Source organism: Pseudomonas sp. HPB0071 (assembly GCF_000478505.2).
In the GTDB taxonomy this organism is placed as follows: Bacteria; Pseudomonadota; Gammaproteobacteria; order Pseudomonadales; family Pseudomonadaceae; genus Chryseomonas; species Chryseomonas luteola.
The window spans coordinates 1,214,695-1,227,061 of sequence record NZ_KI517367.1; the positions used below are offsets into that span (position 1 = coordinate 1,214,695).

The 12,367-nt window shown below is 57.6% G+C and carries 10 protein-coding genes; 6 read left to right on the plus strand and 4 right to left on the minus strand.

The features are described from left to right. Positions 1-95: 95 nt before the first annotated feature. The 4 genes from HMPREF1487_RS06015 to HMPREF1487_RS06030 all read left to right on the plus strand — a co-directional run bounded on the left by HMPREF1487_RS06015 (position 96) and on the right by HMPREF1487_RS06030 (position 5,184). On the plus strand, positions 96-1,736 hold the full coding sequence (locus HMPREF1487_RS06015; RefSeq protein WP_010795721.1) for a methyl-accepting chemotaxis protein: 1,641 nt from the start codon (positions 96-98) through the stop codon (positions 1,734-1,736). A 174-nt stretch (positions 1,737-1,910) separates the two neighbouring features. Beyond that, the gene (locus HMPREF1487_RS06020; protein ID WP_010795722.1) at positions 1,911-2,549 is read left to right on the plus strand and encodes a 7-cyano-7-deazaguanine/7-aminomethyl-7-deazaguanine transporter; all 639 of its coding nucleotides are present in this window, start codon (positions 1,911-1,913) and stop codon (positions 2,547-2,549) included. A 271-nt stretch (positions 2,550-2,820) separates the two neighbouring features. Beyond that, positions 2,821-4,440, plus strand: coding sequence for a glucan biosynthesis protein D (locus HMPREF1487_RS06025; protein ID WP_010795723.1), 1,620 nt, complete (start codon positions 2,821-2,823; stop codon positions 4,438-4,440). A 240-nt stretch (positions 4,441-4,680) separates the two neighbouring features. Next, positions 4,681-5,184, plus strand: a complete 504-nt coding sequence (locus HMPREF1487_RS06030; protein ID WP_010795724.1) for a GNAT family N-acetyltransferase — start codon at positions 4,681-4,683, stop codon at positions 5,182-5,184. Between the two features lie 14 nt (positions 5,185-5,198). Here HMPREF1487_RS06030 and HMPREF1487_RS06035 read toward each other — a convergent pair whose 3' ends face one another. Beyond that, on the minus strand, positions 5,199-6,107 hold the full coding sequence (locus tag HMPREF1487_RS06035; protein ID WP_010795725.1) for a LysR family transcriptional regulator: 909 nt from the start codon (positions 6,105-6,107) through the stop codon (positions 5,199-5,201). Positions 6,108-6,239: 132 nt separating this feature from the next. Here HMPREF1487_RS06035 and HMPREF1487_RS06040 point away from each other — a divergent pair, with 132 nt between their 5' ends. Then, positions 6,240-6,977: an SDR family oxidoreductase gene (locus tag HMPREF1487_RS06040; protein WP_010795726.1), complete on the plus strand. Its 738-nt coding sequence runs from the start codon at positions 6,240-6,242 to the stop codon at positions 6,975-6,977. Between the two features lie 134 nt (positions 6,978-7,111). Here the strand turns inward: HMPREF1487_RS06040 and HMPREF1487_RS06045 are convergent, their stop codons facing one another. Continuing rightward, the gene (locus tag HMPREF1487_RS06045) at positions 7,112-8,515 is read right to left on the minus strand and encodes an FAD-binding oxidoreductase (protein WP_010795727.1); all 1,404 of its coding nucleotides are present in this window, start codon (positions 8,513-8,515) and stop codon (positions 7,112-7,114) included. 138 nt (positions 8,516-8,653) lie between these two features. Between HMPREF1487_RS06045 and HMPREF1487_RS06050 the strand changes: the two genes are divergently transcribed. Beyond that, positions 8,654-9,280 carry a LysE family translocator gene (locus tag HMPREF1487_RS06050; RefSeq protein WP_010795728.1) on the plus strand — a complete coding sequence of 209 codons (627 nt, stop codon included), beginning with the start codon at positions 8,654-8,656 and terminating at the stop codon, positions 9,278-9,280. 45 nt (positions 9,281-9,325) lie between these two features. On the opposite strand, the gene adhP is transcribed toward HMPREF1487_RS06050, so the two are convergent. Together adhP and HMPREF1487_RS06060 are read right to left on the minus strand one after the other, a co-directional pair. Continuing rightward, positions 9,326-10,357, minus strand: coding sequence for an alcohol dehydrogenase AdhP (adhP, locus tag HMPREF1487_RS06055; RefSeq protein ID WP_010795729.1), 1,032 nt, complete (start codon positions 10,355-10,357; stop codon positions 9,326-9,328). Positions 10,358-10,563: 206 nt separating this feature from the next. Further along, positions 10,564-12,084, minus strand: a complete 1,521-nt coding sequence (locus HMPREF1487_RS06060; RefSeq protein ID WP_010795730.1) for an acetaldehyde dehydrogenase ExaC — start codon at positions 12,082-12,084, stop codon at positions 10,564-10,566. Positions 12,085-12,367 lie beyond the last annotated feature (283 nt).

Consider the following 12,367-nt stretch of genomic DNA (forward strand, 5'->3'; position numbering starts at 1 on the left):
ATCTGCTGGGTGCGTCCAGCCTAAAGATATTTCATTTTTTTACCGATACAGAGCAGGTGAAACCTTTACTGCCTTCTCCTATCGGAGCGCGTCCCATGCTGTCCAATTTAAGTATTGCCAAAAAGCTTGGTGCAGGCTTTGGGCTTATCATCGCGATCATCTGCATCCTGGTGTATGTAGCCCGCCACGGCTTTACCGAGGTCGATAATTCGGTCAAGTGGAACATCCATACCTATCAGACCATTGATGGGGCTAACAACCTGTTAATCAGCCTGACCAACATCGAAACGGGTATGCGTGGATTTGCCCTCAGCGGTCAGGACGACTTTCTGGAACCCTACAACGCGGGGAAAACAGCGTTTGAGCAAACCTGGACGAAGCTTAAAAACCTGACGTCGGATAACCCGACCCAGCAAACCCGTCTGGATGAACTCAAGGCCACGCAAATGAAGTGGCTGAGCGAAGACATCGAGCGTTCCATCCAGCTACGCCGTGCAGTCGTACAAGGTGCCTCCTCCATGGACGACATGGTGCAACGCATCATCGACCGTCAGGACAAGGCCAAGATGGACAAGATGGACAAGATGCGCAAGATCATCGCTGACTTCAGCAACGATGAGTCCAAGCTGCTGGGCGTGCGTAATGAAGCCATGCAGTCTGCCGAACAGGTTGCTATCTGGACGCTTATCGGGGGTGGAATCCTGGCTGCCCTAGCGGCCATAGTCATTGCCTTCAGCCTATCCGTATCCATCAAGCGCCGTCTAAATGATGCCATTCAGGTTGCTCAGGGCATTGCCGCTGGCCGTCTGGATACTCAGATCCGCAGCACCGGCGAAGATGAAATTGGCAGCTTGCTTAAGGCCTTCAACGCCATGCAGCAGCGCCTGCGGGAAATGATTTCCGAGATCAAGGGTGGTGCCGAGCAGCTTCTGACGGCCGCTCGCGATATCTCCAACACCTCGGAGCAACTGGCTGTCGCCGCACGGGACCAGTCAAGCTCGGCATCCTCCATGGCAGCCACCGTGGAAGAGCTTACCGTCAGCATCAGTCACGTTTCGACCAGCGCGAACGAGGCCCATGGTATTTCTACTGATTCCGGCAAGCGCTCCGTCGAGGGTGGCAATGTCATCAAGCAAACCCTGGACAGCATGACGCAGATCGCCGGTACGGTGCAGAGCTCGGCTGAACAGATTTCCGAGCTGGACCGCCACGCCGATCAGATCACCTCCATCGTGAACGTGATCAGCGAGATTGCCGAGCAGACCAACCTGCTGGCCCTGAACGCAGCCATCGAGGCCGCCCGTGCAGGAGACCAGGGCCGCGGCTTTGCGGTAGTCGCCGATGAAGTTCGCCTGCTGGCGCAGCGCACCGGCAAGTCCACCCAGGAAATCGCCGACATGATCAAGAAGATCCAGGCGAGCACCCAGGACGCGGTCAGCAGCATGAACGTGGGCGTGACTCAGGTGAACCAGGGTGTGGAACTGGCTCACTCGGCCAGCCAGGCCATCGACGAGATTCGCGGTGGCTCGGATCGCATCATCTCCGTGGTTGATCAGATCTCCATGGCACTGCGTGAACAATCTGCTGCCAGCCAGGATGTAGCTCGCAGCGTGGAGCGCATCGCACAGATGGCAGAGACCAACAGCCATTCCATTGAAAGCGCCTCGCGCAATGCATCGAGCATTCAGCATCTGGCCCAGTCATTGGACAAGCAGGTCGCGCAGTTCCGCTTGTAAGCCCTGTGTGTTGAAAAGCCCACCGCCTGGTGGGCTTTTTCCTGGGTGCGTCAATAACGCCCGGCGAATTTCGCTACGTTTTAGTCGGCACTGCGCTTAGAATGCGCGCCTTGCTCCCAAGAGCAGATCAACGTCATGGGTTCCCTCACCCCATTCCACTAAAAAGGATGCATCATGCAACTGACCTCTTCCGTCAGGCGCTCGGCATTGGCCGGCCTGATTGGCTTTCATATCCTGATCATCATCGCAAGTAACTACCTCGTCCAGCTGCCGCTCAACCTGTTTGGCTGGCATACGACCTGGGGCGCATTCAGCTTTCCGTTCATCTTTCTGGCCACTGACTTGACGGTGCGGATTCTCGGCAAAGGCCCGGCGCGCCAGGTCATTGCCCGGGTCATGGTGCCGGCGCTGGTCGTTTCGTACATTCTTTCCGTGCTGTTCCAGGAGGGTGCGTTCCGCGGTCTGGACGCCCTGGCGCAATTCAATACCTTTGTACTGCGTATCTCATTGGCGAGCTTTTTTGCCTATGTGCTGGGCCAGCTGGTAGATATCCATGTCTTTGATCGTCTGCGCCAGCTGCAGCAATGGTGGATAGCACCTACCGCCTCGACGATCCTGGGCAACCTGCTCGATACCTTCGCCTTTTTCTCTATTGCCTTCTGGCACAGCGACAACCCTTTCATGGCCGAGCATTGGGTCGAGATTGCCTGGGTCGACTATACCGTCAAGCTCAGCGTCAGCCTGCTCCTGTTCCTGCCGCTCTATGGGGTGCTGCTGAGCGCCATCGAGCGCATACTGCTGCGCCGCGCCTGACAGGATTCGTGTCGGACTATGTCTCGTCTGCCCCATCAGGCCAGATGAGACAACCCCTTGGAAACACCCTGAAAAGGCATTCCAGACCCAACTCGACAGCTTTGTGCGGTGTTTTACAGTTTCCGAAACAGAATCGAACTGTTCTCGTTCGCAAACATCTCTTACCCTCAGCCGCTGCGTTGAGGATTATTCGAGACAGGTTTTTGTTATCGGACAGAGCCGGCCCCGTTGCCACAGCGCTTGACGACACCTTAGTCACATAGGTTCATGTATGCACCGCAGAGATCTTCTGAAAGCTTCACTGGCCTTTGCCGCGTATACCGGTCTTCCTTCGACGACCGTATTCGCCGCTCAATCCCTGTCTGGCGCCTCCAGCCAGGATGTAGAACCGTTCGAGTTCGATCTGCTGAAAAATCAGGCCAAGCAGATGGCAGCCAGTGCCTATGTGGATACGTCTCAGCAGTTGCCGCCCACGCTGGCAAAAATGACGCCACAGCAGTTCAACGCCATTCAGTACGATGCCAACGAGTCGCTATGGCATGACCTGAAAGGCCAGCTCGATGTTCAGTTCTTCCATGTTGGCATGGGCTTCAAACAGCCGGTCCGCATGTATAGCGTTGATCCAAAGAAAAAGCAGGCCACGGAAATCCATTTCCGACCTCAGATGTTCAAGTACGAGAACAGCGGCGTCGATAAGTCACAACTCAAGGGTGATCTGGGCTTCGCCGGCTTCAAGGTGTTCAAGTCACCCGAGCTGACGCAGCACGATATCGTCTCGTTCCTGGGTGCAAGCTATTTCCGTGCGGTAGACGACACCAAGCAGTACGGCCTGTCAGCCCGTGGCCTTGCCATCAATAACTTCTCGGATACGGTGGAGGAATTCCCGAACTTCACCAAGTTCTGGTTCGAGACGCCCGAGCCGCACAGCACGCGCTTTGTAGTCTATGCCCTGCTCGACTCGCCCAGCGCGACCGGTGCATATCGCTTCGACATCGACTGCCGCGCCACGCAGGTGGTAATGGCAATCGACGCTAATATCTATGCGCGCAAGGAAATCAAGCAGCTGGGTATTGCGCCGATGACGAGCATGTTCAGCTGCGGCACCCATGAGCGCCGCATGTGCGACACCATCCACCCGCAGATCCACGACTCCGACCGCCTCTACATGTGGCGCGGTAATGGCGAGTGGGTGTGCCGTCCGCTGAATAACCCCGCCAAGCTTCAGTTCAATGCGTTCGAAGACAAAAACCCCAAGGGCTTTGGTCTCGTGCAGAGCGACCATGAGTTTTCCAGCTATCAAGATACGGTGGACTGGTACAGCCGCCGCCCAAGCCTGTGGGTCGAGCCCACTACGGAATGGGGTGAAGGCAGCATTGATCTACTGGAAATCCCGACAACCGGCGAGACGCTCGATAACATCGTGGCCTGCTGGAATCCCAAGGTGCCTATCACGGCGGGCAAAGAGCTGCGCTATGGCTACAAGCTCTACTGGAGCGCACTGCCGCCGGTTAGAACACCGCTGGCACAGGTCCATGCGACGCGCTCCGGCATGGGCGGCTTCGTAGAGGGGTGGGCGCCGGGTGAGCACTATCCGGACGTCTGGGCCCGCCGCTTTGCGGTGGACTTCGTGGGCGGTGGCCTGGATACCCTCCCCCAAGGCACCGGAATCGAGCCCGTCGTCAAGGTCTCGAGCGGTGAGCTGAAAGACTTCCACGTCCTCTGGATACCGGACATCAAAGGGTATCGTGTGATCTTCGACTGGTATCCGACCAGCGATAGCGTGGACCCGGTAGACATGCGCCTGTTCATCCGCACCAACGACCGAACGCTCAGCGAAACATGGCTGTATCAGTACTTCCCGCCAGCGCCTGAGCGCCGTCGCTATCCTTGATGGTGATAGATTGCGCCTGAAAAAAGCGGCTCTTATGAGCCGCTTCTTTCATTACGTGAAAAGAAGTTTCAAGCGGTAGGCAACTGCGTTATAGAACGAACCGCCGGATTATACCGTTGAGGTCCATCGCCATACGCGACAACTCATCACTGGCCACGCCTGTCTGTGCTGCGCTTACCACAAAGGCGCTGTCAAAAGCGTGTGAAACGTTCAACCTCACCTAACACGTCGATACCTATCATGCCCATCCACCGTCTTTGTCCAGATCATGCAATCAGTTACCGCACTCTGATGCTTGAGGCTTATGCCTTGCATCCGGAAGCTTTTACCTCCAGCGAGGCGGAGCGCGCGGTGCTACCGTTGGACTGGTGGCGATCCCGGCTGGAAAGCGATGCGGTATTTGGCGCATTCGACAAGGATCAGCTGCTGGGTGTAGCAGGACTTTTCTTCGAAACTCGAGAAAAGATCAGGCACAAGGCCACTCTGTTTGGCATGTACGTTCCACAGCGGTTTGGCCGTCAAGGCATCGGCTTTCGTCTGATCCAAGCTGTACTGGAGCATACCCGACATCGCGAAGACATCAGGCTGGTACAGCTTACCGTCACGGAAGGCAACCACACCGCACTGCGCCTGTATGAACGTTGCGGTTTTGAGGTGTTCGGGGTAGAGCCGATGGCGGTCTCCATTGGCAAAGCCTTCGTCAACAAGGTCCACCTCTGGCAAGAAATCCATCCTGCCAAATAAAACCAACTGCCAGCTCAGGTTATCGGGTCAAAACGGTCGCGGTACAGGTCAGTCAGCCACTCCACAAAAACTCTCACTCGAGGCGATATCTGCCTATGTTGGGGATAGAGCAATGAAACCGGCAGGCCCGGCGTAGCAAACTCTTGTAGAGCCGCCTTCAGCCGCCCCGCTTTCAGGTATTTTTCCACCCGAAAGCGAGGCACCTGAATCAAACCGCAACCGCTCAGGGCTGCGCGGGTATAGCACTCGGCATCGTTGACGGAGATCCAACCGCCAAGATCGCACTCGATAACCTCCCCCTCAACCTGAAAGGTAAAGGGGTAACGAATGTCGTGGCTGCTGGCGAAGAAGCCGACGGCCTGATGCCGGGTCAACTCATCTGGATGCTTTGGCACACCATAGCGGGCAAAGTAGCCAGGGCTTGCACAAACCACCTCGGGCATGAGCGCCAGCCTTTTTACGATCAGCGTTGAGTCCCTAGGGTGCCCTGCCCGTACCACACAATCGATTCCTTCACGCACCAGATCCACCAACCGATCACTGCTGCTGATGGATAACTCAATGTCTGGATAACGCTGCCGGAATTCGGCGATTCGAGGAAGGATGATTCGTGTGGCATGACTGCCGTGCAGATCGACGCGAAGCATGCCACGCGGATTGGCCGCAATGGCACTCAGGGAAGATTCAGCCTCTTCCAGATCCGCCAGAATACGAGAGCATCGCTCGTAGTAGGCCTGACCATCGAGCGTTGTGCGGACCTGTCGGGTTGTACGTTCCAGCAGGCGCGTTCCCAACCGCCTTTCCAGCTCCTTAACCGCGTGGGTTGCCGTAGCACGGGGGATACCTAAGGCATTGGCTGCCTGCGTGAAGCTGCCCAGCTCGACGATACGGGTAAACAGCCGCAGCGACTCGAATCTATCCATGGCCTCAGCCCATTGTTGGTGCCTGTTGAACGGTCTTACCAAGTTCTGTGCATTTATCCAATGCCAATGAATTGCAAAAAATGACAGCCATGAAAGGGCTGGACGTTCCGGCCCTGCCTTTAGGAGTCGGACATGCCGCATTCATCCCGTACAGCCATTGTTACCGGCGCTTCCCGTGGTATCGGACACGCCATTGCCAAACGTCTCGCCCAGGCAGGCTTTTCCGTTGCCATTCAATACGCCCACAGCCGAGGCCCTGCGGAGGCTTTGGTGGCTGAAATAGAGTCACTGGGAGGTAATGCCCTCGCGGTCAGAGGCGACGTTGCCACCCTGGAAGATGTGCAGACCCTGTTCAAGGCGGCCAAGGAAGCCTACGGACGGATCGATATAGTCGTGAACAGCGCCGGTATCATGACCAATACTCCTGTTTCGGCAGGTGACCTGGAGGCGTTTGACCGGATGATGGCCGTCAACCTGCGCGGCACGTTTCTGATGTTGAGCCAGGCGGCGCAGCAGGTAGAGCGTGGCGGCCGGATCATTGCGCTATCCAGCAGCGTGATCGCCAAATCGCTGCCCACGTACGGCCCCTATATCGCCACAAAAGCTGGCGTTGAAGGTTTGGTCAGAGTATTGGCTAATGAATTGCGCGGCCAGGACATCACCGTCAATGCCGTTGCGCCCGGCCCGGTGGCAACCGAGCTCTTTCTCAATGACAAAAGTGAGGAGCAGATCCGGCAGATCGAACAGGCTACACCGCTTGAGCGCCTCGGTACGCCTGAGGACATCGCCGAGGTGGTGGCGTTTCTGGCAAGCCCTGCAGGCAGCTGGATCAACGCGCAAGTCATCCGCGCCAATGGCGGGTTCGCCTGATCCTATCGTCCGCCCCTGTTCTGTCCCAGAAAGTACACCCTGCGTCTTTCCTGGGGTATACGAAAATCCGATCTATAAAGACGTATGTAAAGCTGGCCCGCTGTTATTTCCAGGCGGGCCTGCTTGCCGAGGCGTCAGACATCGGCGTCCGGGAGCACCTTGCCCGGGTTGAGAATTCCCTGGGGGTCCAGCGCCATTTTAAGGGTGCGCATGGTGTTCACTGCGGCGCCATGCTCAAGCGTCATGAACTTGATCTTGCCCGCCCCTACGCCATGCTCGCCCGTGGCGGTCCCGTCCAGGGCGATGGCGCGGCGCACCAGCCGTTCATTGAGCGCTTCGGCCTCCGCCAGTTCAGCCTCACTGGACGGATCGACCACCAGCCCCAGGTGAAAATTACCGTCCCCCACATGTCCAACCATCGCGATAAAGAACGAGGCGGCCAGCACGTCTTTTTCAGTTTCCGTAATACAGGGCGTCAGCTGCGAGATAGGAACGCACACGTCGGTACTCCATACCCGCCCATTCGGCCGCATGGCCTGCATGGCGTAGTGCACATTATGACGGGCCTTCCAAAGCGCGTTACGCGCGTCGGCATCGGCCGCAGCGACAAAGTTCAGCGCCCCGTTACCCTCGGTGATCGATTGGGTCAGCTCTACTTGTTCGGCAACGCCTGCCGGTGAGCCGTGAAATTCGAAGAACAAGGTGGGCCGCTCATCCAGCGTCATCTTTGAATAGCGGTTCACAGCCATGATAGTCCGCGCATCCAGCAGCTCGACCCGGGCGACAGGAATACCGTACTGGATGATCGTTACCACCGAGGTCACAGCGCTCTCTACATCGGGAAAGGTACATACCGCAGCGGACGTGGTTTCCGGAATGCCATAGAGCCTTAAGGTCACTTCGGTGATGATCCCCAGCGTACCTTCCGAGCCCACAAACAGCCGCGTCAGGTCATAACCCGCCGAGGACTTGCGGGCACGGTTGGCCGTCTTGATGATCTGGCCATCGGCCAACACCACGGTCAGCGACAGGACATTCTCCCGCATGGTCCCGTAGCGTACGGCATTGGTCCCGGAGGCACGTGTTGCCGCCATGCCGCCCAGGGTGCTTTCTCCGCCCGGATCGATGGGAAAGAAGAGTCCCGTGGCCCGCAGTTCGGTATTGAGCTGCTGGCGCGTCACTCCGGCTTCAACCGTGGCATCCAGATCGCCCGGGCGAACCGCCAGGATGCGCTGCATGCGACTAAGGTCTATACAGATGCCACCCTTGAGCGCACAGACATGCCCTTCCAGCGAGGTGCCGCCCCCAAAGGGAACGATGGGTACGCCGTAGTGGGCGCAGACCTTGACGATGCGGGAGACTTCTTCGGTGCTATGTGCATAGCAGACGGCATCAGGCATCCGGGTCGCATGGTAGGACTCGCCATGACCATGCTGCTCACGCTCCGCGAGACTGGTTACGATCCGCTCACCGAGAAATGCCTGAATCTCCTCAATAACAGCAGATAATGGAGAGAGAAAGGGTTGTTGCGCATTCATGGGCCTTTCACCTTGTTCTTGTTGTATATAGCGAGTGCTCTAAGCTTAGCCCTTTCCTGCTGGCTTATTATTCAATCCATTGAACGTTTTCCGATGATATATAGATAGCCTAGAAACAATGTCTTGAACGGAGTCGTCATGCCTGAACTTTCACACCTGCTCGCCTTTGCGGCTATCACCCTGGGCATGGCGCTGACGCCCGGACCAAACATGGTCTATCTGATTTCCCGCTCCATCTGCCAGGGCCGAACGGCTGGCATGATTTCCCTTGGCGGCGTGGCCCTGGGCTTTGCGTTCTACATGGTCTGTGCAGCCCTTGGAATCACTGCTCTGCTGATGGCGGTGCCCTTCGCCTACGATGCGCTGCGGATAGGCGGTGCGCTGTATCTGCTATATCTGGCCTGGCAGGCCGTGAAACCCGGCGGACGGTCTCCGTTTCAGGTCAGGGATCTACCCAAGGACAGTCCACACAAACTCTTCGCTATGGGCTTTGTGACCAACCTGCTCAATCCCAAGATTGCCATAATCTACCTGTCGTTGCTGCCGCAGTTCATTTCCCCTGCACAGGGCAGCGTGTTGACCCAGTCCCTGCTCCTGGGCGCGACGCAGATTCTGATCAGCGTAACCGTGAACGGATTGATCGCCTTTACAGCAGGCTCTATTGCAGCGTTTCTGGCAGGCCGCCCCTTATGGCTGACTGTTCAGCGGTGGCTGATGGGAACCGTACTGGCAGGGTTGGCCGTCAAGATGGCAGCGGAACGTTAAGCCGTTATCCGCCCGACTGCACACGGCGGGCGGATAACGGCCTGATCATGAAAGGCTCATATCGATCACGATACGTCCTTCGATCTTGCCTTCGTGCATCCGGGAAAAGATATCGTTGATGTTTTCGAGGGGTTCGGCTGCAACCGTCGCCTTGACCTTTCCCTCACCGGCAAACTCCAGGGCTTCCTGCAGATCCAGCCGCGTCCCGACGATGGAGCCGCGAACGGTTGTGCCGTTGAGGACCATGTCGAAGATCGATAATGGGAATTCTCCCGGCGGAAGCCCGTTCAGGGCAATGGTGCCACCACGACGGGTCATGCCGATAGCCTGCTCGAACGCCTTGGGCGAGACAGCCGTGACCAGGGCACCGTGGGCGCCGCCGATCTCCTTTTTCAGATAGCCCGCCGGGTCCAGCTCACGGCAGTTGACCGTAACCTCAGCCCCCAGCCGGCGCGCCAGTTCCAGCTTCTTATCGTCCACATCGACTGCGGCCACGTTCATACCCATGGCCTTGGCATACTGAACAGCCATGTGTCCAAGGCCACCAATTCCGGAGATCACTACCCACTGCCCGGGCTTGGTTTCGGTCATCTTAAGTCCCTTGTAAACGGTCACCCCGGCACACAACACCGGCGCAATCTCCACAAAGCCCACATTATCCGGCAGCCGTCCCACGTAGCCGGCATCAGCCAGGGCATATTCGGCAAAGCCGCCGTTGACCGAGTAGCCCGTGTTCTTCTGATCCTCGCACAGTGTTTCCCAGCCCCCGAGGCAGTGTTCGCAATGACCACAGGCGGAGTACAACCATGGGATACCGACCCGATCCCCCTCCTTCACATGGGTGACGCCAGCACCCACCCCGACCACATACCCAACCCCTTCATGCCCCGGGATGAAGGGCGGATTGGGTTTGACCGGCCAATCGCCTTCGGCGGCATGCAGGTCGGTATGGCACACCCCGGAGGCTTCGATCTTCACCAAGACCTGTCCTGCGCCTGGGGTAGGGACATCCACCTCCTCGATTTCCAGCGGTTTACCAAACTCACGAACGACGGCAGCTTTCATTGTTTTAGGCATGACGTGATCCCTCATGGATACATGACGTATGGAGTCGTGCTGGCAAATACAGGTCAATCGTTCCGGCGCTCCATACTGCAAGCCTGGAGCAAACAAGGCACAGAAATGATGACCTGGCTCAAGGAAGGCTCAGGTTGAGCCTTCACAGGAGTAGATACGCCGCAGTCCCAGGGGCCGATGAGGATTCACCGGCCCCCATGACGGGCCTAGAAGAAACCCAGCGGATTCGTGTCGTAGCTGATCAGCAGGTTCTTGGTCTGCTGATAATGATCCAGCATCATCTTGTGGGTCTCGCGACCGATGCCGGACTTCTTGTAGCCACCGAATGCCGCATGGGCAGGATAGAGGTGATAGCAGTTGGTCCACACACGCCCGGCCTTGATGCCGCGACCCATGCGATACGCGCGATTGATATCCCGCGTCCAGACCCCCGCGCCCAGGCCAAACTCGGTATCGTTGGCAATGGCAAGCGCTTCGGCCTCGTCCTTGAACGTGGTCACGCCGATGACCGGCCCGAAGATCTCTTCCTGGAATACCCGCATCTTGTTGTGGCCCTTGAGCAGGGTCGGCTGGATGTAATACCCATTGGCCAGGTCGCCCTGCAGGGTTTCCACAGCGCCGCCAGTCAAAAATTCGGCCCCTTCGCCACGCGCGATTTCCAGGTACGAAACTATCTTTTCGAACTGCTGCTGAGAGGCTTGGGCGCCGACCATGGTGTCGGTGTCCAACGGATCACCGCGCTTGATCTGCGCAACCTTTTTCATGACTTCCGCCATGAACGGCTCATAGATAGATTCCTGCACCAGGGCGCGGGATGGACAGGTACACACCTCTCCCTGGTTGAAGAAGCCAAGCACCAGCCCTTCGGCCGCCTTTTCAATAAAGCTTTGCTCCGCACCCATGATGTCGTCGAAATAGATGTTGGGTGACTTGCCTCCCAACTCGACCGTACTTGGAATGATATTGGCCGCTGCGCACTTGAGGATGTGCGAGCCCACCGGCGTCGAGCCGGTAAAGGCAATCTTGGCGATGCGTGTGCTAGTCGCCAGGGCTTCCCCCGCCTCCTTGCCGTAGCCCTGCACGATATTGATCACACCGGGTGGCAGCAGGTCGCCAATCATCTCAACGAAGAGCGTAATGGAGAGCGGCGTCTGCTCGGCCGGTTTGAGCACCACACAGTTACCTGCAGCCAGCGCAGGTGCCAGCTTCCAGGCAGCCATCAGAAGCGGGAAGTTCCAGGGAATGATCTGCCCTACCACGCCGAGCGGCTCATGGAAGTGATACGCCGCCGTATGCTGGTCGATTTCGGCCGCCGTCCCCTCCTGAGCCCGGATACAACCTGCAAAGTAGCGGAAATGATCGGCAGCCAGCGGCACGTCGGCATTAAGGGTTTCACGCACGGCCTTGCCGTTGTCCCAGGTTTCGGCAATGGCCAGTTTTTCCAGATTCTGCTCGATGCGGTCGGTAATCTTGAGTAGGGTCAACGAGCGCGCCTGTACTGACGTCTTGCCCCAGGCATCTGCCGCCGCATGGGCAGCATCCAACGCTTTTTCGATATCTTCAGCAGAGGAACGGGGAAACTCGCCAATGACAGAGCCATTGACCGGCGAGGTATTGGTGAAATATTGGCCCTTGACCGGCGGTACGAATTCGCCGCCGATGTAATTGCCGTAACGGGATTGCAGGGTGATCAGAGCACCTTGGCTGCCAGGGGCTGCGTAACGCATGGTGGTTCTCCCGATGTTGTGTTTGTTATGAGGACCGGTAATACCTGAGAAATAGCAAGGCCTGGGCCAACTGTGGCAAATGTGCGCCGCAGGCGGCTTCGGCTGTCCGGCACGAACCGGCAGGTGTCACATCGTGTGTCAGCGCCAGGACAGCAGGCGTGACAGGCTGTACCACTTCTGACACAGTCGATGATCTGCATTGCATTTAACCTGCGCCTGATCAAGCATAGGCGCTATTACGCACTTCGCTGAATCGGAGGGTTCCTGTGAATCAAGGACCCGG